The 21,219-nt window shown below is 69.4% G+C and carries 22 protein-coding genes and 1 tRNA gene; 21 read left to right on the top strand and 2 right to left on the bottom strand.

Annotated elements, in window-relative coordinates:
* The first annotated feature begins 2 nt into the window (after nt 1-2).
* The 3 genes from FRZ03_RS21350 to FRZ03_RS21340 all read left to right on the top strand — a co-directional run bounded on the left by FRZ03_RS21350 (nt 3) and on the right by FRZ03_RS21340 (nt 4,510).
* Nucleotides 3-3,083 (top strand): N-6 DNA methylase, encoded by a 3,081-nt coding sequence (locus FRZ03_RS21350; RefSeq protein WP_146466754.1) that lies wholly within the window; start codon nt 3-5, stop codon nt 3,081-3,083.
* A gap of 75 nt (nt 3,084-3,158) precedes the next feature.
* Nucleotides 3,159-3,611: a GntR family transcriptional regulator gene (locus FRZ03_RS21345; protein ID WP_146466753.1), complete on the top strand. Its 453-nt coding sequence runs from the start codon at nt 3,159-3,161 to the stop codon at nt 3,609-3,611.
* Nucleotides 3,608-4,510 (top strand): phosphotransferase enzyme family protein, encoded by a 903-nt coding sequence (locus FRZ03_RS21340; protein ID WP_146466752.1) that lies wholly within the window; start codon nt 3,608-3,610, stop codon nt 4,508-4,510. The genes FRZ03_RS21345 and FRZ03_RS21340 overlap by 4 nt, the downstream gene beginning before the upstream one ends.
* Here FRZ03_RS21340 and FRZ03_RS21335 read toward each other — a convergent pair.
* Complete coding sequence (locus FRZ03_RS21335; protein WP_261399286.1) at nt 4,507-5,856, bottom strand: hypothetical protein; 1,350 nt, start codon at nt 5,854-5,856, stop codon at nt 4,507-4,509. The genes FRZ03_RS21340 and FRZ03_RS21335 overlap by 4 nt on opposite strands.
* Nucleotides 5,857-6,479: 623 nt before the next feature.
* Here FRZ03_RS21335 and FRZ03_RS39260 point away from each other — a divergent pair.
* From FRZ03_RS39260 to FRZ03_RS21250, 18 genes are all read left to right on the top strand, one after another.
* A complete protein-coding gene (locus FRZ03_RS39260; protein WP_186785544.1) occupies nt 6,480-6,656 on the top strand; it encodes a hypothetical protein in 177 nt (58 codons plus the stop codon).
* An 82-nt stretch (nt 6,657-6,738) separates the two neighbouring features.
* Nucleotides 6,739-7,119: a RapZ C-terminal domain-containing protein gene (locus tag FRZ03_RS21330; protein ID WP_146466750.1), complete on the top strand. Its 381-nt coding sequence runs from the start codon at nt 6,739-6,741 to the stop codon at nt 7,117-7,119.
* A 117-nt stretch (nt 7,120-7,236) separates the two neighbouring features.
* On the top strand, nt 7,237-7,395 hold the full coding sequence (locus FRZ03_RS39255; protein WP_186785543.1) for a hypothetical protein: 159 nt from the start codon (nt 7,237-7,239) through the stop codon (nt 7,393-7,395).
* 98 nt (nt 7,396-7,493) lie between these two features.
* Nucleotides 7,494-7,763: a DUF6284 family protein gene (locus tag FRZ03_RS21325; protein ID WP_146466749.1), complete on the top strand. Its 270-nt coding sequence runs from the start codon at nt 7,494-7,496 to the stop codon at nt 7,761-7,763.
* Nucleotides 7,760-8,074, top strand: coding sequence for a hypothetical protein (locus FRZ03_RS21320; RefSeq protein WP_146466748.1), 315 nt, complete (start codon nt 7,760-7,762; stop codon nt 8,072-8,074). The genes FRZ03_RS21325 and FRZ03_RS21320 overlap by 4 nt, the downstream gene beginning before the upstream one ends.
* Entirely contained in the window at nt 8,071-8,718 is a 648-nt protein-coding gene (locus FRZ03_RS21315) for a GGDEF domain-containing protein (protein ID WP_261399285.1), read from the top strand. The genes FRZ03_RS21320 and FRZ03_RS21315 overlap by 4 nt, the downstream gene beginning before the upstream one ends.
* On the top strand, nt 8,715-10,328 hold the full coding sequence (locus FRZ03_RS21310) for a DUF2637 domain-containing protein (protein WP_146466747.1): 1,614 nt from the start codon (nt 8,715-8,717) through the stop codon (nt 10,326-10,328). Before FRZ03_RS21315 ends, FRZ03_RS21310 begins: the two co-directional genes overlap by 4 nt.
* Complete coding sequence (locus FRZ03_RS21305) at nt 10,325-10,831, top strand: hypothetical protein (protein WP_146466746.1); 507 nt, start codon at nt 10,325-10,327, stop codon at nt 10,829-10,831. The genes FRZ03_RS21310 and FRZ03_RS21305 overlap by 4 nt, the downstream gene beginning before the upstream one ends.
* Entirely contained in the window at nt 10,828-11,166 is a 339-nt protein-coding gene (locus FRZ03_RS21300; RefSeq protein WP_146466745.1) for an RRQRL motif-containing zinc-binding protein, read from the top strand. The genes FRZ03_RS21305 and FRZ03_RS21300 overlap by 4 nt, the downstream gene beginning before the upstream one ends.
* A gap of 846 nt (nt 11,167-12,012) precedes the next feature.
* Nucleotides 12,013-12,819 carry a hypothetical protein gene (locus FRZ03_RS40450; protein WP_261399284.1) on the top strand — a complete coding sequence of 269 codons (807 nt, stop codon included), beginning with the start codon at nt 12,013-12,015 and terminating at the stop codon, nt 12,817-12,819.
* Between the two features lie 2 nt (nt 12,820-12,821).
* Nucleotides 12,822-14,927 carry a hypothetical protein gene (locus FRZ03_RS21290; RefSeq protein WP_146466743.1) on the top strand — a complete coding sequence of 702 codons (2,106 nt, stop codon included), beginning with the start codon at nt 12,822-12,824 and terminating at the stop codon, nt 14,925-14,927.
* Nucleotides 14,928-15,138: 211 nt separating this feature from the next.
* Nucleotides 15,139-15,330 (top strand): hypothetical protein, encoded by a 192-nt coding sequence (locus FRZ03_RS21285; RefSeq protein ID WP_146466742.1) that lies wholly within the window; start codon nt 15,139-15,141, stop codon nt 15,328-15,330.
* A 19-nt stretch (nt 15,331-15,349) separates the two neighbouring features.
* The gene (locus FRZ03_RS21280; protein WP_146466741.1) at nt 15,350-15,850 is read left to right on the top strand and encodes a hypothetical protein; all 501 of its coding nucleotides are present in this window, start codon (nt 15,350-15,352) and stop codon (nt 15,848-15,850) included.
* A gap of 16 nt (nt 15,851-15,866) precedes the next feature.
* Complete coding sequence (locus FRZ03_RS21275; protein ID WP_146466740.1) at nt 15,867-16,154, top strand: hypothetical protein; 288 nt, start codon at nt 15,867-15,869, stop codon at nt 16,152-16,154.
* 86 nt (nt 16,155-16,240) lie between these two features.
* Nucleotides 16,241-17,167: a bifunctional DNA primase/polymerase gene (locus FRZ03_RS21270; protein ID WP_261399283.1), complete on the top strand. Its 927-nt coding sequence runs from the start codon at nt 16,241-16,243 to the stop codon at nt 17,165-17,167.
* Between the two features lie 316 nt (nt 17,168-17,483).
* Nucleotides 17,484-19,046: a YfjI family protein gene (locus FRZ03_RS21260; protein ID WP_398660809.1), complete on the top strand. Its 1,563-nt coding sequence runs from the start codon at nt 17,484-17,486 to the stop codon at nt 19,044-19,046.
* 339 nt (nt 19,047-19,385) lie between these two features.
* Nucleotides 19,386-19,613, top strand: a complete 228-nt coding sequence (locus tag FRZ03_RS21255) for an excisionase family DNA-binding protein (RefSeq protein WP_146466738.1) — start codon at nt 19,386-19,388, stop codon at nt 19,611-19,613.
* 85 nt (nt 19,614-19,698) lie between these two features.
* A complete protein-coding gene (locus tag FRZ03_RS21250; RefSeq protein WP_146466737.1) occupies nt 19,699-20,979 on the top strand; it encodes a tyrosine-type recombinase/integrase in 1,281 nt (426 codons plus the stop codon).
* 81 nt (nt 20,980-21,060) lie between these two features.
* Here the strand turns inward: FRZ03_RS21250 and FRZ03_RS21245 are convergent.
* Nucleotides 21,061-21,132 (bottom strand) — tRNA-Cys (locus tag FRZ03_RS21245).
* Between the last annotated feature and the right edge of the window lie 87 nt (nt 21,133-21,219).

The raw sequence follows: 21,219 nt of genomic DNA, 5'->3' as shown, positions 1-21,219 counted from the left end.
TTGTGACGCTGTCAGTCCCTCCTTCGCCTGTCGCGCTTGACATCGCGTTCAAGCGGGTCGTCGAGCGCAAGGCTGCCCGTGCTGAAGCGACACTGCAGGCTGACATCCGTCAGTTCCTTCTTGAGGCGGATCTCAATCTTGACGAGCAGAACCTCTTGGACCCTGTGCTGGAAGCTCAGGTGGGCGACGGCACCGGCCACCGCATCGATATTGAGATGGGTGCGACCGTTATCGAGGTCAAGAAGGACATCAGCCGTCCCAAGATCCGCAAGGTTGCGGTCGACCAGCTGGCCAAGTATGTGCGGGCCCGGACCGAGCAGCGTGAACGGCGTCACGTAGGTATCCTCACCGATGGCGCTGACTGGCGGGCTTACACGCTGGTCCACGGCGAGCTGAACGAGGTAAACCGTTTCGATGCACGGGAACGCAATGCCAAGGCGTTGGACCTAGTCCGCTGGCTCGAAGGCGTCCTGGCAACGTCCGAGGGGGCCACACCCACGCCGGATGCAATCGCGGCCCGCCTCGGAGCGAACAGCGTCGCCCACTCCATCGACAAGGCAATCCTCGCCGCGCTGTACGAGGAGAATAAGGAGCTCCCAACGGTTCGACTGAAGCGTGATCTGTGGGCACGGCTTCTGCGCAGTGCCCTGGGTGCTCAGTTCGAGAACAGTGATGACCTGTTCATCGAGCACACGCTTCTGGTAAACACGGCCTCGCTTATCGCCCACGCGGTCTATGGCATCGACATTAGGGACACCCCGCCTGCCTCGCTGGTCTATGGCCAGCTGTTCACCCAGGCGAAGATCTCAGGTGTGGTCGAGTCGGACTTCTTTGGATGGCCACTGGAGACCGAGGGCGGAGACGGCTTCTTCCGAGACCTGGCTCGCCGGCTCGCAGGTTTCGACTGGTCGAAGGTCGAGCATGACGTCCTGAAGGTTCTGTACGAGTCGGTGATCTCTGCGGAAACTCGTAAGAAGCAAGGGGAGTACTACACGCCTGACTGGCTGGCGGAAGCGACGGTGGCCGAGGCCGTTCCAGATCCGCTGAAGCAGCGAATCATGGACCCGTCGTGCGGCTCCGGCACGTTCCTCTTCTACGGAGTTCGCCGCTACTTGACTGCCGCGCAGGACGCCGGGGTGCCGCTGCGCGAAGCGCTAGATAGCCTGCATGATCATGTCGTTGGCATTGATCTACACCCGGTCGCCGTAGCACTGGCCCGCGTCACCTACCTCCTCGCCATCGGACGCGAGACACTCAGGTCCGAGGAGCGCGGCCCAATAAGCGTCCCCGTCTACCTGGGCGACAGCGTCCAGTGGGAGCAGCGAATCGACCTCATCGATCACGGCCACCTCGTAATCCAGACCGACGTAAGCGGCCAGCTCTTCGCCAACGATCTGCGCTTTTCTGAAGGCCTGCTACAGGACGCCAGTCGCTTCGATGCGATCGTCAATGAACTCGCTGACAAGGCGGCGGACCCGCACCGCGCCAAAGGAAAGCTGCCCTCCCTCAATGCCATCTTCAACCGCCACGGCGTCTCCGACGCGGAGGACCGAGAAGAGCTGACGGAGAATTTTCGGATTCTGTGTGAGCTGGTCGACGAGGACCGTAATCACATTTGGTCCTACTACGTCCGCAACCTGGCCCGCCCCATGTGGCTCTCACGCGCCGAGAACCGCGTCGATGTTCTTGTCGGCAATCCGCCCTGGCTCTCTTACCGGCACATGCCCGAGGACATGCAGAAGACCTTCAAGGACATGATGCAGGCCCGTGGCCTGTGGAAGGGCTTTGAGGTTGCCACTCACCAGGATCTTTCTGGTCTGTTCATCGCCCGCACCGTCCAGCAGTACCTACGCAAGGACGGCTCGTTTGCTTTCGTCGTGCCCAACCCTGTGCTGGACCGCCCCTACTGGACCGGCTTTCGTACCGGCGTCTGGACGGACCCAGACCATCCTGTCAAGGTCGACTTCACTGGCTCTTGGGATCTGCGCCGCTTGCGCCCTCATTTCTTCCCTCGCGCCGCGGCAGTTGTGTTCGGTCGCCGTCGCCACTTCGGTATCGGGCAACAAGGTAATGACGCTGTCTCACTGCCGCGGGAGACTGAAATCTGGACTGGGAAGATCCCCAAGAGTGCCGTCCACTGGGAGCGGGCTAAGGGCTGGATTACCCGAAAGGAGGGCCAGCTCCGATACCCCAAGGAAGGGCTGATTAGTTCTCCTTACGGGAATCGATTCCTGAACGGGGCGACCATCTTCCCTAAAGTTTTCTTTTTCGTGGAGGAGCAGAAAGCAAGCCCCCTAGGCCTGGGCGGCGGGCGTGTTTCGGTGCGCTCGCAGCGCAGTACCCTCGAGAAAAAGCCATGGAAGGACCTTCCCGACCTGGAAGGAACGGTCGAGAAGGAGTTCGTCAGGCCCGTTCTGCTCGGCGAGCACGTCGTCCCATACCGAATTATCGGCGCTGACAGGGCAGTCCTGCCCATCGAGGGCAAGAATACCCTGATGGACGGTGAGCATGAACATCTAGACCGCTACCCGGACCTGGCGAAATGGTGGCGTGATGCGGAACAACTCTGGGCCGACAATCGATCCAGCGGGCGGCTTACACTAGCCGAGAGGCTTAACTTTCGCAGAGGACTAACCGACCAGCTTCCCGGTGCGCCGCTGCGGGTTGTTTACGGAGCTTCCGGCATGTATGTGACGGCGGCGCTAGTGGATGATCCGAACGCGATTATCGAGCACAAGCTGTATTGGGGAGCGGTAGCCACCCGCCAGGAGGGAATGTACCTACTAGCGGTACTCAACTCGCCCTATACTACTGAGGCTGTACGCCCTCTGATGTCCTACGGTAAGGATGAAAGGGATATCGATAAGGCCGTATGGGAACTACCTATCCCAACCTTTGACCCATCCGATCCCAAGCATGCGCGAATCGCGGAAATCGGGGAGGCGGAAGCCGGGCGGATTGCGGAACTGAAGTTTGAGGAGGGCAAAAGCTATATCCAGCTACGCCGCACATTGCGCGACTTCCTACTCTCTTCACCCGACGCCGAGGAACTGGACCAGCTAGTTACCGAAATGCTCGGCTGAGAAGCCTGGGCCCAGAAGACTTGACGGTGTGACGCGCCACCCGGACGCCGTCGAGGGCAGAGAAAGGGAGGACACGTGCCGCAGGGCAGTCCGCGAGGTAGATACCTGGAGGTCTCGGAATCCCTCCGCGAGAAGATCAGGGACGGCGAAATCACTGAAGCGCTGCCGTCTCAGTCGGCACTCGTGAGCGAGTACGGCGTGAGCCGCAGCACCATCGAGCGGGCGCTTGCCGTGCTCAAGGCCGATGGTGTGATCGAGTCAGTGCAGGGCGCCGGATGGTTCGTTGCCGGGACCGGCGACCGCCGGCCGTTGGTCGAGCGGGTGACCGACCTGTTGCACGGCGGGGAGATGAAGGTGGGCGACCGCTTCCCTACCGAGAAGGAGCTGTGCGAGCGGTTCGGCGCGTCCCGGACCGCCGTGCGCTCCGCCATCGCGCAGATGGAAGGGCAAGGGCTGATCGGCAAGGGGGCAGGGCGAGGGCGGGAAGTCCTCATGCTGCCGGCCGGACGGGAGACACAGACGGCATGACGACGACGGAACGCAGGGACTTCGACGCGGACGCGGCAGAGTCCATCCTGCGCCGGGCATGCGCGGTCGCCGACCTAGAGCCGGACGGCATTGAGATCCTTCGGCTAGGCGACCATGCCGTGTTCCGCGTCGACGGCGGCCGGATCATCTCGCGCGTAGGGCGGGGAGCCGACCGGCTTACTTCGGTGCGCCGAGAGGTGGCCGTGGCTCGGTGGCTCGCGGACCAGGGGTACCCGGCCGCGCGTCTCGTCACGGACGCCGAACAGCCGATCGTGATCGAAGACCATCCCGTCACCTTCTGGCAAGGGCTGGCAGACGGCGACACGTACGCGAGTACGGCGGAAATGGGCGTACTACTGCGGCGGCTCCACGATCTGGAGTCTCCGCCCTTTTCACTCCCGCGACTCCAGCCATTCGACAAGGTAGCGAGCCGCTTGAAGTGTGCTGTCATACCGGAAAATACCCGCGCATTTCTTCGTTCGATGGCGAGAGATTTGGAGGCCGAGTATGGGCGCCTCGAATTCTCGCTTCCGTCGGGTCATCTGCACGGTGACTTCAACGTGGGTAACGTCCTGCGCGACGCGGCAGGCCATCCGTGCGTTATTGACTTGGATGGATTTGCCACCGGTCCCCGCGAGTGGGACCTGATGCAAACGGCCATGTACTACGACAGTTTTGGATGGCATACGGAAGCGGAGTATGCGGATTTCGTGGCTGGCTACGGTTTCGACGTGCGCGAATGGGACGGATACGTCGTGCTCCGGAGCGTGCGAGAACTGCTGATGGTCACGTGGCTCTCGCAGAACGCGGGTACGAACCCCCGGGCCGCTGACGAGGTTGAGAAGCGGGTGGCGACTCTCCGGTCAGGGGGATCACGTCGAGACTGGGCACCCTTCTAAGGCGTCAAGTCGCATTGCTGCCACAGGCGATAGGTCCGCGCTTCTTCCATGAAGGTGCGGAATTCCGCAGCGCCTCGTATCGCAGGGGAAACGCGTTCGCGGAATTCTCGAACGTACTGGACGCAGCGCGCCGACTTCAAACCCTCGCCGAGTTGTAGGGCAGTCTTGGCGATTTCGCAGCCGCGCCCAATTTCGCCTTGGTTGATATACGCTTCGGCCTGCACCATCGTCGCGAAGAAGTCGCTTCGATTGTTCAGGCCGTCGCCGAAGATCGATCCCGCACCCCGTTCTGCCGCTTCTGCGGACCGGCCCAAATCTCGGAAGCAATGGCCGATCTCGGCTGCAAGCTCCACCTCATCGAAATAGGCGATGTACGGCGGATCGCTGTCCGGAGTCCGCTGACTGAGCTTGCGCTCTGCCTCTACCAAGGCGAGGTCGCATCTCCGTTCGTCGCCGAGGCGGGCCAGGGCCCGCGCCTCCATCGCGCGGAACTGCGCGGACATCGTGGGGCCCAGCACGCCAGCCGGGCCCGTGTACGCCGCCCGAGCAAGGGTGGCTGCGTCGTGGTAGCGCCCGAGGAACGTGGCCTGGTGGCTCATCGCGGAAAGGATGCTGCCCCCAAGAAGCCGGTCCCCTGCCGCTTGCGTCATGCGCAGCGCCTGGATGAAGTACCGCTGAGCGAAGCCGTGAAGGCCGCTGTCGTACGACATCCACCCGGCGAGCAGGAGCGCTTCCGCCACGGCCGAGTAGAGCTGTTTGCCCACGTCGTCTGAGTACTTGCCGTCCAACATCGGCCGGACATCCGTGTGCAGGTACTGGATCAGCGCGCGTCGGGCATGGCCACCGCCGAACTTGCCATCGAGCATGCTGAAGGCGTCGGCAGTGGAGCGGATCATTTCCACGTCCACCATGCCGATCGCGCGGTTGCCCGCGCGTGTCAGCTCCCCGTCCGGCGGGGCGACGATCCAGCGCAGGGACGCCGTGTTCCAGGCGGCCGAGTCTGGCTGTGCCTTGACCAGTACCTCAGCCTCAGCAAGGTCGGCACGCCAGAGGTCTATGACGGTCTTGGCCGCCGCCTCGGTCTTGTCTGCGAACTCAAGTCCGAGGTCCGGCTGTACGGAAGACACGGCCGCGTCACCCATGCCGATGTCGTCAAGGGTGAGCCGGCGCCCAAGCTTCTGCCCGATGGCGTCTGCGATGAACTGCGGCATGTTGCCGCGCGGGATTGCCCCCTTGAGCCACCGCGAGACGTACGTGTGATCGCAGGTGATGTCTTCACCTGACCGAGCGGCGGCGGCGACCACCGCGCGAGCAAGGGACTTGTGCGAGAAGTCGCCTTCTTGCATGAGCGTGGCCAGTCTGGCGTTCCGGTCTGCCATTGGACCCCCAGAGTGTGGCCGTAGTACCAGCTTGACTCATCGTCACTCTACGCAGGTCAGGTCCGGGGTGCAGAGGGTTCGAACCTAGGAGTGCACGAGTGCACCCCCAAGTACTCGCTCCCGAACCGCGCCCCAGATGACGACAGTTGAATCACCACCGCACGGGACAGGCCGGCGGGTCCGAGTCGAAAGCCACGGGTTGACGGCGCGGGATCCTTCTGCCAACGTGAGTGGTAGGTAATACACACCACGCAACGCGGAGTGTGTGGCACCGAAGCACGACCAATGGAGGCCACGTCCACCGGACGCGGCCTCAAGGGGCCCGGGACAGAGCGGGCCGAGGGCGCACCCGACCCTTTGCACTCGGGAGGGCTTAGACCGAAAGGTCACGTCTCCATACGCCTACAACGGGGCCATTCCGCACTACCTGACACGGGTGCAGAACCCCCGAAGGAGACACCTGTACGACCCCAACACCGCAGTTCACTGCGGCCGGTTGCCTCCGCTGCTCGTCTCGTACGAGCAGCGCTGAGGGGAGCCGGGCATGGCCTTGCCCGCCCATCCAGCACTCACTCCATGAGGAGATCGATATGCGTTTCCGTACGAGCCCTTCCTCTGCCGCTTCCGAGATGCAGAACCGCACCAGTGACGACCTGCGGAACGAGTACGACCTGATCACCCGCGAGCGCGCCGGGGGCCACAACGCGCTCAGCGCGATCAACGCGCAGAACGACATCGCTCGCGAGCTGGAGCGCCGGGACCGCTGACCCCCGAAAGCCCCGATGGTCGCAGGCCGGGTTCGACTCCCGGCCGGGGCACGCATCACCGGCCACTTCGTCTGGAGTTCGCATGAGCACTGTCGAGATCGTCTCGTTCGGCTACCTGCACGACGCCCCGCCGGCGGCGCACCTGACCGTCGACCTGCGTCACCACTTCCGTGACCCGCACGTCGCGCCCGAGCTGCGGTACATGACCGCGAACGACGCGCCGGTACGGGCCGCGGTGCTGGGCACGCCCGGCATTACGGACCTGGTGGAGGCCACCGCCATGGCGGTCGAGGCGTTCGCCTCCGGCCCGAGCGCCGGGACCGTGACCGTCGCCGACGGATGCGCGGGCGGCCGGCACCGTGCCCCGACGTTCGCCGGCGCGCTCGCCGAGCGGCTGGCGGCCGCTGGCCACCAGGTGAGCGTCCGTCACCGCGACCTGGACAAGGACGTCATCCAGCGCTGAACGGCTGCCTCTCCCGCCCGAACCGCCCGTGCTGGTCGGGCGGGAGCGCGGGGAGCCGGCACCGCCCACAGGGCGGCCGACCCGTCCACTCACGACACAACACCCAAGGGGGTTCGGATGATCGGCAAGAAGCAGGAGTCGCAGGCTTCCGAGCTGACCAGCGCGGACGCCTTCGCCAAGGGCCAGAAGATCTACGACCGCATGGAGCGCGGCGAGTGCAAGGACGTCACGTCCGAGCTGCACGCCACGTTCGGCACGAAGCCCAAGAACGGCTGACCACACCCACCCACTCACAGAACGGCGCGCGCCCCCGGAGCGGCAACTCCGGGGGCGCTGTTCGGGCCGCTTCACCTGACAAGGGAGTACACGACCCAATGAGTCACATCGTCACTGTTCAGGACGCTGTTACCGCGTTCGCCGACTGGATCGAGCCGACCGACGCGGAGCTGGACGCGATCGAGGAGGAGATGCCGCTGATCCTGGCGGACATCGACCTGCTCGACGCGCAGATCACCACCCTGGACCGCACGCCGAACGAGCTGGACGCCCGCCGCATCCGCCGGGCCCGTCACCGGGTGCTGGCGGAGCGGGTGGCACTGGCGAACCGCACCGCCGCGGCGAGCCTGCCCGGGGGTGCCGCATGAGCACCCCGACTCTGGCCGCGCAGTCGCCCGTGCTGACGTGCCTGGCCACCCTCGCCCTCGCTCGCCCGGACCTTCCCGCCGCCTACCTCACGGTCAGCGCGCACAGCACGCGGGACGTGAGCGTGCAGCTCGACAGCCCTGCGGCGGTGGAGGCGTGGCGGGAGGCGCTGGGCGTCGCCCCCGACGTGGTGGTCGCGGACTGGATCGGTGGCCGGCCGTCGCTGGAGTTCACGGCGACGGCCTACGGCATCAAGTTCGAGGTCTACGCCACCTACATCCCGGCCACCACAACCGCAGGGGGTGTGGCGTGAACGATCTGCTGACCATGGTGTCGGCGGCCGGGCCGCTGGCCGGCGGGTGGGGTGTCCACGGGCTGTGGATGTGCCGCCGGTTGTCGGCCGCGCGCCGGGACCCGCTGTCGGGTCTGTGGACCCGGGCCCCGTTCGAGCGGCGTGCATCCCGGCTGCTGGCCCGCCGCCACGCGGCGGTGGTGCTGGTCGATCTCGACGGGTTCAAGGCTCTCAACGACACCTTCGGGCATGCGGCCGGTGATGAGGCGATCCGTGCCACTGCGGCGAGCCTGAACGATGCGCTCGCCGAGAAGCGCGGGGCTGTGGCGGCCCGGCTGGGTGGGGATGAGTTCGCCGCCGTGGTGCCGCTGGAGGAGCCGTTCACGCTGCCGTGGCTGTTGAACGGTCTGCATGGGGCGTTCACCGCCCCGTTCACCTACCGGGGCCGCACCATCCGCGTGGGGGCGTCGATCGGTGCCTGTCTGACCGCTGAGCTTCCCTCCCGTTCACTGCCGCTGGCGTTACGGCGGGCGGATGAGGCCATGTACACGGCCAAGCGTGACGGGGGCGGCTGGCGCGTTGCCGACGGCCCCGACCTGACCCACTCCAGCCGTGCCGGGCGCCGCGCCGGCCGCCCGGGAACGGCCGGAAGGGGGGCGGCATGAACACCCTCCTCAACCTGCACGAGCAGCCCTGGACGTGGCTGCTGCCCCTGGGCGGCGCCGTCGCCGCTCTGGCTGTGGTGGTGTGGGCGGTTGGGCGGCTGCGGAAGTCGTCGTGGCTGTCCGGGATCGGCCCGCAAGCCGTGGTCGCCCTGGGTGGTGTGGCGGTCAGCGTGCATGGCCTGTGGGGCTTTGCCACCCAGACCAGCGCGCTGCCCACGGAACTGGCGGTGGCGTTCATCGCGGTGTTCGACGCGGCCGAGATGACGCTGCTGGTCATGATGTACCGCGCGGCCGACCCGCAGGCGGGCTGGACGCGTGAGCTGCGGCTGATGCACCGCACGGCGTGGATGCTCGTCGGCTTCTCGGCGTCGATGAACGCGGTGCACGCCCCCAACTGGTGGGCCCGCCCGGTGCTGGCGGCCGTGCCGGCGCTCGCCGCGTGGCTGATCGAGCTGCAGCTGCGCAGCAAGCTGCACCACGTCCAGGCGGGCCAGGACGACGACGCGCGGCCGGGCCCGGCCCGGCTGGTCGCGCTGCTGTGGCAGCACGCCTGGGCGGAACTGTTCGCCCTGCTCGGCCTGGACGCGCGCACGTCGTCGTCGGCGATCGCCCGTGCTGCGCTGGTGCAGCGGGCCGCGCTGCGCGTCTACCGGCTGCGCCTGGCCCTGGAGGCGGGCAAGACCCGCAAGGTGCGGCGCTGGCGGCGCAGGGCGCAGAAGGCTCTGGACCGCGCGGACGTGGCCACCGACCAGGCCCAGGCGTTGGCGCTGGCGCGGCGGCTGGCCGCGCTGACCCGCGCGGACGAGGTCGCCACCCTCGACTACCGCGCACCGGCCGCGGTCCTGGCGCTGATCGAAGAACTCGCCGTCACCCCGGCCGTTCAGCGGCAGGAGGCGTCCAGCCTCGCCGAACAGGCGCAGACCGCGCGGGAGCGCGCGGAAGCCGCGCGGCAGGAAGCCGAGGCCGCGCGGCAGCGCGCGGCAGACGAACTGGCCGCCGCGCGGGAGGCACTGGAAACGCTGCGGCAGGAGCAAGCCGCCCTGCTGGAGCAGGGTGAGGATGCGACCGGCCGCGTGGAGTCCGCGCGGCAGGCTGAGGAAGTTGCGCGGCAGCGCGCGGAGACTGCGCGGCAGGACGAGCGGGCCGCGCGGGAGCGCGCGGAAGAGCTGGTCCGGCAGGCCGAGCAGGAGGTGCAGGCCAAGCGCCTGGAACTCGACGCGCTCACCACCCGGGCAGGGCAGGCGCAGGCCGCCTGCGAGTCCCGCACTCAGGAGTTGCAGCAGCTCAACGGCCAGATCTCCGAAGCACGTGCGCTGTATGAGCGGCTGTGCGGCGACCTCGCCGGCCTGAACCCGCAAGCCCCCGAGCAGGCCACCGAGGGCGGCGTGACGGTGTGGAAGTCGCCCGCCAAGCAGGAGGGCTGGACCTACTACCTCCACACCCTGACCGCCGCCGGCGGGGCGGAGCCCACAGCCCCGGAGCTGGCAGAGCGGTTCGGGGTGGACCCCGGAAACGCGCGGAACTGGCTGCGGGACTTCCGTGCCGCGCGCGCCGCGCAGCTTGCCGCGCGCCAACCGCGCACCGCCGCCCTTGAAGGAGCTTCCGCATGATCGCCGTCGTCCGCACCCGCACCCTGCGCGCCCTACGTACCGGCCTCAGCGAGGCGGAAACGGAGGCCGCCGCCGCGCGCGCCGAGGGCGAGCAGCACCGCAAGGAAGCCGCGCTCGCCACCGACTCCGCGATCCGCGCGGAGACCGCCCTGGAGGAACTGCGCGCCGCGCTCGCCCGCACCACGGCCGACGCCGCCCGGCTCGAAGGCGAGCTGGAGATCCTGCGCGCTCAGTCCCTGCTCGACACCGAGGACCGACAGGCACTACGGACACTGCTGCGCGTCACCCGCAAGCAGAACGGCCGGGCTGAGCGCGTCTACGTCCTCTTCCACCGTGGCGAGCTGCACAGCGTGCACGCCACCGCGGAGGCAGCGGAGTCCGCGGCAGAAGCCGAGGGAGCGCCCCGCTCGGGATGGACCGCCCACACTCCGGGGGCCGCACTGCCCCCGGCCTGCGAGGTCCTGTGGCGAGTACAGCCCCTCCCGCTCGGAAACGCCCGATGAGCACGATCCCGGTCTACCGCTGGCGGCTGGCCCCCGAGGGGCTGGCCACCCGCCGACAGCTCCGCGCGCAGGGGCTTCGGCCGGGTGGTCAGGATGTGGCCGCGCAGATCGAGCGCCCGCGGCGCCGCCGCGGCCCGCTGGTCGCCTACCTCTACTCCATCGAGAAGGCCAAGCCGGTCCGCCCGATGACGCCCGCGAAATGGGCGGCGCTGGCCAAGGCGAACGCCGCCCGCCGCGTCTGCCCGGAGTGCGGCCGTGATGCCGGATACGTCATCCCGCCCTCGCTCGGCGCCTGCGCGACCTGCGCCTACCCGGATGAACAGCGCGCCGCCTAAGTCCAGTCGGCAGGCCCGGCCGGCAACTTCCTACGGCCCCGGCCGGGCCCTACTCCCCAAAGGAGTGCACTCAGCATGACGGAACTCAGCACCGAGCCGGTAGCCATCGAGGCACCGGCCACACCACCCCCACCGCCCGACTCCACACCCACCACCGCGGCCACGACTGCCCCGGCTGTGGAGCACACGCCGGGTGGCTGGCCGGTCGTCCCGCTCGCCCTGTCCGGGGCGAACAGCACTGTGGGCGCGGTCGCTGCCGCCGGTTTGGCCGGTGGCCCGGTAGCGGCCATGGTCGCCGCTACCGGTGCCGTTGTCCTGGGCACCGTTGCCGCCGCCCGCTCCCGCAGGCCCAGCCCTCGCCGCGACGCCCGCCGGGCAGCGGCCCGTATGGCCGGCCGCAGTGCAGCCCGCAGTGCGGGCCTGCGCCACGGCGGGACCGGCGCGGGCGGCAGGTCCGGCAGCGGTTCGGCCGGCCGCCGCACCGGCCGTTCCGGCGGGAGGTCGGGCAGTGGGCGGGGCCAGCACGGCACCCGCCCCACCGCCCGCCACTCCAGCACCGCCGCTGGTGGGGGCAAGGGCGGGTCGGCTGGGCACGGCAGGTTGAAGCGTGCAGCCGACGGCATGGGCAAGGGTGCGGGCCGTGTGCGGCAGATACGGGCCCTGCGCGATGCGCAGCATGCTGCGGGCGGGTCGCGTGCCGACCGGCGGGCGCAGACCTCGGCCGCGCGGCGTGCGGTGGCCGCCGCCCGCCGCAACGCCCGGACCATGGCAGGCAATCAGCGGCTGGGCAGGGGCGGGAGCGCTGCCGGCCGCCTGCTGGGCGGCGCTGTCCGCAGGGCCCGTGCTGTGCGTGACGCCGCGGTCGCCCGGCACCGCGCCCGCCGCGACGCCCGAACCGACGGCACCCTCGCCGCGCGGCGTTCGGGGCTGCGCAGGGCTCCGGCGCGTCGGGCGGCCCGTCAGGCGTTGCGGCGTTCTGCGGCGAGGTTCCACGGGCGCCGGCTGCTGGCCGCGCTGCTCGCGCTGCCGGTCGGTCTGCTCGGACTCATCACCACCCCGCTCGGCCGCAGGCTCGGCCTGCCGTGGCTGATGCACCCCGGCCGGCGCCTGTTCCGGCGGCTGGCCGGGGTGGCGGCCGAAGAGCGCGCCGCCCGCGATGAGGCGATCCGCGAGCAGATGGCAGAGCAGGAGGCCGCCGCCGATGAGGAGGCGGCCGAGGACGGCACAAGCGGGATCGCGGACAGCGTCGAGCGGCCCGCGGCCACGGTGCCCGTCAACAGCACACCCGAGGTGAGTGAAGGAGAGAACGTGTCCGGTTTCCGGTTCGAAGAGGCCGCGGCCGAGATGGAGCAGGCCGCCAACTCCTACGACCCCGAGGACTGCATGGAGATCCTGGCCATGGTCGAGGGGCTCCCGGCTGCGCTGGCCAGCGTGGCGAACGTGATGCGAATCCTCGCCGAGCGCTCCGACTCCGAGTTCCCGCTAGAGAAGGAAGTCGCCGCCGGGTTCAACGACATCTTCGGCGCCCTGATGAGCGCCGTCGCGGTCGCGGAGGACATGGGCCCGCTGTTCCGGCAGGTCCACGCACAGGACATCGCCCGGCACGAGGACCCCCGCAACGGCCACGAAGCCGAGAAGGGCTGGAACGTCTGACCATGACCACCCCCGCCACCAACCACAGTGGCCCGGTACTGGACTGGAGCGCCGGTCACGGACCCGTGACCGGCGCCCTGTCCGCCACCACCGGAGCCTTCGCCCTCGCCACCACCGGCGCCGCCACCGGCATGCCCCCCGGCTGGGCCCTCGCGGTCGGCGCGGCCGGCGCCCTGGGCCACACCGTGGCCGGGCTGCGCGCACGCAACGCCGGCCGCACCCTGGCCACCCGCGCCGCGTCCTGGCTCGTCGGCGCCGGCTGGACCACCTGGGCCATCACCCACGGCCCGCTGACCTGGGCCGCCCTCGGCTCGCTGGCCACCATCGGCGTCGGCATCGGCGCCGCCACCCGCTCCACCAACCTCCACGAAGAAGCCCGCGAGGAAGAGGCGATCGCGGCCGAGCAGCGGCAGATCAACGCCGAGCTGTCCGCCGAACGCCGGACGATTGCCGCCGAGTGGATCGACCGAATCCAGCGGGTGTGCTCCATCACCGTGCGCGTGGTCGGCGTCGAGAGGTGGGAGACCGGCACCGGCTACTCCATCGACGCCGAACTCCCGCCCGGCGGCGCCACCTGGAGCAAGATCGCAGCCGAGTCACCGCGGCTGTCCGCGGACGCGCGACTGCCGCACGGCTGCACCGCCACCGCGTCCCCTGGCATCCACCAGGGCCGCGTCATCATCGACGTGACCACGGTCAACGTGCTGGAGCAGGAGCGGACCTACCCGTCCGAGTACGGGCCGCTGTCCGTGTACACCGGTATCCCCTGGGGCTACCGCACCACCGCCGAGGAGATCCGCGCTCACCTGCGTGAACAGTGCGCGCTGATCGTCGGTCCCACCGGCTCGGGCAAGACCAACATGGTCCACACGATCCTGGCCGGGTTCGCCCGCGCCGAGGACATGCTGACCTGGGTCGTCGACCTCAACGCCGGGTCGGCCGGCCTGCCGTGGGTTCTGCCCGCCCTGAACGGGGAGATCCACGCGCCCGGCGGCGGGCCCGTGCGACCGGGTATCGACTGGCTCGCGGGGACGTTCGAGGAAGCCGTGACCATGCTGGACACCGCTATCAAGGTGGCCAAGCAGCGCAAGATGGGCTACCAGGACCTCCTCGCCCGCCACAACACCGACCTGTTGCCCATCAGTCCCGCCGTCCCGCAGATCATGCTGGTCATCGATGAGGGCGCGGAGATCCTGGCCAGCGGCGACCGTGACATGCGCAAGCTCGGGGAGAAGATTCTGGAAGTCATCCGGATCGCCCGCGCCATGGGCGTGCGCACCGTCCTGACCGCCCTGGGTGCGACCGGGAGCGTGCTGGGCAACCTGATGATCCGGCGGGAAGCCAAGGTCCGCGTCGCCCTGACCGGCGGCGAGACCGAGGGCATGGACCTGTCCAAGATGTTCCCCGGCACCCGCGGACTGCGCGTCGAGCAAGCCCCCTACAAGGGCGCCGGGTTCATGGCCACCCCCGAATCCCCGGCCGGACTGTTCAAAGCCTGGCGGATCAAGCCCAACCAGATCCGCGAGATCATCGCCGCCACCTCCGACCGGCACCCCCGCCTGGACGACATCTCCGCCAAAGCCGCCGGCCCCGCCTACGCCCGCCGCTGGGACGCCGACCGCACCGCCTGGATGCACGACCACGTAGTCGAGGAGGCGCCGGGGTCGGCGGCAGGGCCGGGCGCGAGCCGGTCAGGCCTGAACCTCTCCGCACTGCGCAGCGACAGGCCGACCGAACAGAGCACGCCCGAAGACGACATCCTGCGCCAGTTCCGCGAGCAGATCGACGCCGAGTTCGCCACCGCCCCCGACCCCAACCAGGCACCACCGCCGGCGTCGGGCGGGCTGAACCTGTCCGCGCTGCGCAGCGAGCAGGACAACCCCGCACAGCAGGCAGCACTCGCCGCTCTGCTCGCCGCCGGCCCGGAAGGAACCGGGGCATCGGCGATCGCCCGCGCGCTCGCCGATGAGCACGGCACGACCCGTCAGACGGTCGTCGGCTGGCTCAAGGCGTGGGCGGAGGACGGCATCGCGGTCCGCGTCGGAGAGGGCACCAAGGCCCGCTACGTCCACCGCCGCCACGCCCCCCACCGGCCCGACGAGGACTGATCACTTGTCGCCTGTCGCCCTGCGAAAACAAAGCCGTACGGGGAGGGCCTGGAGGCCCGGAAACGGCTTGTGACCTGCAAGGCGACAAGCGACAAGACAAGACAAGCGACAAGCCGCACGACAAGCCAGACGACAAGCAACACGACAAGACAAGGCACGGGCAGCACCCCGACCCAGGGTGCTGCCCGCCGCGCTTTCCGGGAGGCCGCTCGTGATCCTGTCCCTCTCCGCCGCCGCCCTCTTCGGGGTGCTGGCCCTCGTTCTGCTGCGGGGCCGCTACGTCGGCCCGTTCAGCGCCCTCGTGCTCTTCCTGTTCGGCTTCTTCACCGCCGGCACCGGCGCCGCAGGAACCATCCGCGCCGTCTGCGCCGCACTCGCCGACGCCGCCCGCCACCTCACCTGAACCCCGGCAGGAGCCCGCCATGCCCGACCACGACTCTGCGGCCTGGCAGCCGCGCATGACTGAGGCTGAAGCCGTCACCGAGGCCCGCCGGATCATCGAAGACGCCTACCGGCCCGCGCCGCAGATACCGACCGCATACCGCGACGAGACGCCGCTGCCCGCCTACGGCCCCACGCCCCCGGTCCCGCAGCCGGACCGCCGGATCGTCCCCGCCTGGGCTGCGGGCACGGCGGTCGCTGGGATCGGCGTCGGCGCCACCTGCGTCGGAGTCGGCTGCGGCATCTGGCTTGCCTGCCAGGGATTCGCTGCCGTGACCCTGACCAGCGTTTTGTTCGTCACCCTCCCGATCGCCGCCGTGGCCGCGGTCGCCGCCGCCATCGGCGCCACCCTCCGGTCACTCAAGGCCACGCAAACCGTCACCCACCACCACTACGCCGGACCGGTCCGGCAGCAGACCAACACCATCACCGCCCCCACGTACGGGCTCATCGCCCGCAACCGCAACGAACTCACCCGCTGACCGAAGGGAAGCCCCCGTGCGACTCCGCATCCAGCGCGCCACATGGCCCCACAACGCGCTGATCCTCACCGATACTCCCCACCCCGACTGCCCCGACTGCGACGGCGTGGGCGGCGCCCAGCGTCACTACGGCGACGACGAGACCGGCGAGTACGCCGGCACCGACTGGGAGCCCTGCCACTGCTGGAACGAACACCGGCGCTGGACCCTCCTGCCCGTGCCCCGCCGGCCCCGCTGGCTGCGGCGCCGCGGCTCCCGCGACCCGTGGGGCCCGGCCGGTTACAGCGACGAACCGCCCTTCTAGCTACGCCAAGGGCGGCCCCCCTCTCGCCAAAGTCGCGGGGCCGCCCTTGTCACCAGCCCGCTCGCAACGAACTGGAGACACCCAGCATGACCCAACCCCCTGACATTCAGCGAGTGTCTGCCCCCCTGCCGCATCTGAATGCCGCGAACGGCCTCTTGCGCACGGCCCTGCGCCTCGCCGCGGCTGGTGTCCCGGTGTTGCCCCTGCGGGCGGGGAAGCTCCCGTTCGGGAACTGCCCGGCGTGTGCGCGCAGTGCCTGCGGTGACCGGCCGAACATGAAGAACGCAGGCCCCTGCCAGTGCCCCGCCCCCTGCCACGCCTGGGCCGCCGCCACCACCGACCCGCGGGTTCTCGCATCCCCCGCGTGGGTGCCGGTGTGGCATGAGGCGGTGGCCGTCGCCTATCACCCCGGCGGCGCCGGGCTGACGGTGGTGGACCTGGACAACGCGGCGGCCGTCGAATGGGCCCGAGAGACCCTGCCCGCGACGCGGACCGTGCCGACGACGCGGGGCGAGCACTGGATCTACCGGGGCACCATGCCGTCCTCGAATGCGGTCCGCCCAGGCGTCGACATCAAGTCGACCATGCAGTACGTCCGTTGGCTCGGGCCCGGCGCCGGCCGTATGGCCGTTCTCCCGGCGGCCGTGCGCGCCCTGGTGGAGAAGGAAGACACCACCCCCGCCCCGGGGGAGGTGGCCTCTTCTCTCCCCGCCCGTCCCACGTGGGGCCGGTCGGTGGCCACCGGGTGCTGCCACACCGAGCGCTACGTCCGCACCGGCCTGGAACGCGGCCTCGCCCTCGTACGGGCCCGCACCGAATCCGGCGCCGGCTCACAGGCGTTCGGCGTCGCCCGGTTCCTCGCCGCACAGCACACCGCGTGCCCCGGACCGTGCGGACTCGCGGCCATCGGCGAGGAGATCGTGGCCGCCGCCGTATCTGTGGGCGTCCCGGAGCCCTACGCCCGCCGCGCGGTCGCCAACGGCCTTGAGACGGCTGTGGAGCGCGCGGTATGAACAAAGCACCACGAATCCCCGCGAACGGCCCTCAGGGCGCCGTACAGGGCCCGCCACGACGGCCGGTGGGCGAACCGAAGGGCGGCGCCCGTAAGGGCGTCCTTTCTGCCGTTGGTTCTGACCCGCAGACGGTCACCGTCGCCGGCATCACCCCGGGGCTTCAGATCCAGTGTGCGGGCGTACCGGTCGCGGACTGGCTCTGTGCCTGCGGGCACCACGAGCGGGCCCGGGGCCGTGCCGCCGTCATCAGGCTGACCGCCCGCGTGAGCGTCGGCGTCTGCCCCCACACCACCATCGCCGAAGGGAGGGCCGCCTCATGACGCCACAGCCTGTGGACAGCCCCGACCTGTGGGCCGGACTGCCCACCCTGGAGGAACCGCCCGGCGTGGACGACGCGGCACCGGACGTGTGGGAGGAGCCGATTCCCCTCACCGGCCGCCGTGAGCGTCCCCCGTTTCCCGCCCACGTCTTCCCTGCCTGGCTGGGGGAGTTCGTGACGGCCGTCGCGGAGGAGACACAGACCCCGGTGGACCTTGCCGGATCGATCGCCCTCGCGGTGCTCGCCACGGCGGCCGGCGGCCGGTCGGTGGTCCACGTCCGCGGGAACTGGCGTGAGCCGACCAACCTCTACACCGTGGTCGCGCTTCCGCCCGCCAACCGCAAGTCCGCCGTGTTCACGCTGCTGACCAACCCCCTCTACGAGGCGGAAAAGCAGCTCAAGACGGCCATGCAGCCCGTGATCGTGGAAGCGGAGCTGACGGCACGGCTGGCCAAGGAAGCGGCGGACAAGGCTGCTGCCAAAGCCGCGTCCGCCGACGTCGACAAGCGCGATGAGATGGTGGCCGCCGCCGTCGGTCTCGCGCAGACCGCTGACACGCTCACCGTCCCCGCCGAGCCGGTGCTGCTGGCGGACGACTCGACACCCGAGACGGTCACCTCGCTCATGGCGGAACAGGGCGGCCGGCTGTCGGTGATGAGCGCTGAGGGCGGCATCTTCGACATCATCGCCGGCCGCTACTCCGGGGCCCCGAACATGGAGGTCTTCCTCAAGGGGCATGCCGGGGATCGGCTGAGGGTGAACCGGCAGACCCGCCGCGAGTACATCGACGCCCCCGCGCTGACCATCGGCCTCGCCGTACAGCCGGACGTGCTGCGGGACATCGGGAAGGTGAAAGGGTTCGAGGGCCGTGGGCTGCTGGCCCGCTTCCTGTACTCCCTGCCGGTGTCCACGGTCGGTGAGCGCGAGATCATCACCGACCCGGTCCCCGAGCAGACGGCCGCCACCTACACCGCCCGGGTCATTGACCTCGCCCTGTCCCTGGCGGAGTGGACCGACCCTGCCGTCATCCAGCTCGCCCCGGAAGCGGACGCGGCGCTGATCGACTATCAGAAGCGCATCGAACCGCAGCTCAAGGCACGTGGCGGCAAGCTGGGCCACATCTCCAACTGGGCCGGAAAGCTCGCCGGGGCCACCGCACGCATGGCCGCACTGTTGCACCTCGCCGAACACGGCGGCAACGGCTACGCCCACCCGGTCACCGAAGACACCATGCGCGCGGCCATCGAGCTGGGGGACTACTACACCGCCCACGCCCTCGCCGTGTTCGACGTCATGGGTGCCGACCCGGTCCTGTCCCGCGCCCGCAGCGTCCTGGAAGCGCTGAGGGACAACCGGTGGGAGGACGTCAGCCGGCGGGACCTCTTCACTGTGCTGTCCCGCAGCGAGGTGCCCACCGTCGCCGATCTGGAACCCGCCCTCGCGCTGCTGGAAGACCACGGATACCTGCGGTCCTACCAACCCGAGCGCACCGGCAAGCGAGGCAGGCCCCCCGCGCCCCGCTTGCAGGTACACCCGCACTTCCGGCAGAGCGGCCGGTGAACCTGCCCGCACCCACGACCCCGCCGGCACAAACCGCGAAATCGCAATAAACCCCGGCACCCCCGCTGACCTGCGGCGCGGTCCCCGCCCCGACCATGCCAGGGGCCCGTCGCACAATCCCGCGATATTCCGCAAAAATCCGAGCACCACCCACGCCACCGGGGCCGGTCGACGGCCGCCCCTGATTTTTGCGGAATACCGCGGGTTTCTGCGGAGCACTGCCCAGCACCACCCGCACACCGCAACACCGCAGGTCAACCAGCATCCCCGGGTTTTCTGCGGATATTGCGGTTTGTGCGGCGGCACTTGCCCATGAACTCAGCCCCACCGGAGTGAGCCTTGGACGAACACGTCACCCCCGCCACCCCTGCGGACGACGACCCGACCGTCGTTTTCCTCAAGGTCGAGGAAGCTGCCCGCCGACTCCGCATCGGCCGGACCACATGCTTCGCACTCATCCGCACCGGCGAACTGGAGTCCGTCATGGTCGGCGGACTCCGCAGGGTCCCGGTCGACGCGCCGGCCGCGTACGCAACCCGTCTCCGCAACGCCCAACGCGCTGCTTGACGACGTCCGGGGTGGCGGCACTCCCGGACAGGACAGCCCGCCGCCCCGGCCTCCATCCCGACGCGCAAGAAACAGGAGCCTGCCTGTGGCAGAGGACAAGAAGAAGCGCACCCGACAGCCCAACGGTCGCAGCTCGATCTACTTCGGCAAGGACGGCAAATGGCACGGCCGCGTCACCGTCGGCGTCCGCGACGATGGCACCCCGGACCGTCGGCATGTCGAACGTAAGACTCGCGCTGAGGTGACTGCCGCCGTTCGCGAGTTGGAGAAGCAGCGCGATGCCAAGACCGTGAAGAAGCCCGGCAAAGCGTGGACGGTCAAGGCGTGGCTGACGCACTGGATTGAGAACGTCGCGCCCCTGGCGGTCAACGACAACACGATGGTCGGTTACCGGGTCGCCGTGCGGAAACACCTGATTCCCGGCTTGGGTGCCCACCGTCTCGACAAGCTCAAGCCCGAGCACATCGAGGCTTTCTACGCGAAGATGCAGGCCAACGGAAGCAAGCCCGCGACCGCCCACCAGGTGCACCGCACCTTCCGGGCCGCCCTCAATGAGGCGGTACGGCGCGGTCATCTCGGCAAGAACCCCGTTCAGTTGGCCAAGGCTCCGAAGGTGGGGGAGTACGAGGTGGAGCCGTACACCGTGGCAGAGGTGCAGCGTCTACTGAAAGCCGCTGATCGGCACCGCAACTCGGCACGCTGGGCCGTCGCCCTCGCCCTCGGTCTGCGGCAGGGGGAAGTGCTCGGCCTGAGGTGGGAGGACGTAGACCTTGAGGGTGGGTTCCTGGTTGTCCGCCGCAGTCGCCACCGGCCGCAGTACGCGCACGGGTGCGTGGAGCCCTGCGGACGCAAGGCCGCCGGGTACTGCCCGCAAAGGCGACGCACCAACCCGGAGATCTCCACCACCAAGTCGCGCGCCGGCCGCCGGGCGGTCGGGCTGCCGGAACAGCTTGTGGACCTACTGCGGGCCCACCGCGAGGCGCAAGACGCGGAGCGGGAGGCGGCCGGGAACCGCTGGGATGAGGGCGGCTGGGTATTCGCCGACGAATATGGCCGCACCCCCTCCCACCGCCGAGACTGGGCCGAATGGAAGGCTCTACTGATAGAGGCGAACGTCCGTGACGGGCGTCTGCATGACGCGCGCCACACGGCCGCCACGGTGCTGCTGATCCTCGGGGTGCCCGAAAGGGCCGTCATGGGTCTCATGGGGTGGTCGACCACCGCCATGGCCGCTCGGTATCAGCACATGGTGGACGCCGTGCGGGCCGACATCGCGAGGCAGGTCGACGGTCTGATCTGGAAGCCCGAGACGGACCGGCCGGACGACGGCGACGACGCTGCCGGCGCGCTCGTACCGGCCAACTGAGACGGGAACTGAGACGGGCGACCAAAAGGGCGGCACCCCAGATGAGGTGCCGCCCTTTCCTTTTGCCTGGTCAACGCCTAGAGGCCGTGACGGGAATCGAACCCGTGTAACTCGCTTTGCAGGCGAGCCCCTAAACCACTCGGGCACACGGCCGTGTTGAGTTGTCGTCCGCACGGCCGTGGCGGGAGTCGAACCCGCGGATCACCACGCGGGCCGCTCGGGCACTCCACCGTGTTGATG

It is taken from the genome of Streptomyces misionensis, from assembly GCF_007896895.1.
Lineage (GTDB): Bacteria > Actinomycetota > Actinomycetes > Streptomycetales > Streptomycetaceae > Streptomyces > Streptomyces misionensis_A.
This window is presented reverse-complemented; position numbering and strand designations above follow the sequence as displayed.

Excerpts from the sequence above, each read along its gene's own strand:
- FRZ03_RS21340 (WP_146466752.1), top strand. The coding sequence starts at position 3,608 with ATGACGACGACGGAACGCAGGGACTTCGACGCGGACGCGGCAGAGTCC.
- FRZ03_RS21335 (WP_261399286.1), bottom strand. The coding sequence starts at position 5,856 with ATGCAAGAAGGCGACTTCTCGCACAAGTCCCTTGCTCGCGCGGTGGTC.
- FRZ03_RS39260 (WP_186785544.1), top strand. The coding sequence starts at position 6,480 with ATGCGTTTCCGTACGAGCCCTTCCTCTGCCGCTTCCGAGATGCAGAAC.
- FRZ03_RS21330 (WP_146466750.1), top strand. The coding sequence starts at position 6,739 with ATGAGCACTGTCGAGATCGTCTCGTTCGGCTACCTGCACGACGCCCCG.
- FRZ03_RS39255 (WP_186785543.1), top strand. The coding sequence starts at position 7,237 with ATGATCGGCAAGAAGCAGGAGTCGCAGGCTTCCGAGCTGACCAGCGCG.
- FRZ03_RS21325 (WP_146466749.1), top strand. The coding sequence starts at position 7,494 with ATGAGTCACATCGTCACTGTTCAGGACGCTGTTACCGCGTTCGCCGAC.
- FRZ03_RS21320 (WP_146466748.1), top strand. The coding sequence starts at position 7,760 with ATGAGCACCCCGACTCTGGCCGCGCAGTCGCCCGTGCTGACGTGCCTG.
- FRZ03_RS21310 (WP_146466747.1), top strand. The coding sequence starts at position 8,715 with ATGAACACCCTCCTCAACCTGCACGAGCAGCCCTGGACGTGGCTGCTG.
- FRZ03_RS21305 (WP_146466746.1), top strand. The coding sequence starts at position 10,325 with ATGATCGCCGTCGTCCGCACCCGCACCCTGCGCGCCCTACGTACCGGC.
- FRZ03_RS21300 (WP_146466745.1), top strand. The coding sequence starts at position 10,828 with ATGAGCACGATCCCGGTCTACCGCTGGCGGCTGGCCCCCGAGGGGCTG.
- FRZ03_RS21290 (WP_146466743.1), top strand. The coding sequence starts at position 12,822 with ATGACCACCCCCGCCACCAACCACAGTGGCCCGGTACTGGACTGGAGC.
- FRZ03_RS21280 (WP_146466741.1), top strand. The coding sequence starts at position 15,350 with ATGCCCGACCACGACTCTGCGGCCTGGCAGCCGCGCATGACTGAGGCT.
- FRZ03_RS21270 (WP_261399283.1), top strand. The coding sequence starts at position 16,241 with ATGACCCAACCCCCTGACATTCAGCGAGTGTCTGCCCCCCTGCCGCAT.
- FRZ03_RS21260 (WP_398660809.1), top strand. The coding sequence starts at position 17,484 with ATGACGCCACAGCCTGTGGACAGCCCCGACCTGTGGGCCGGACTGCCC.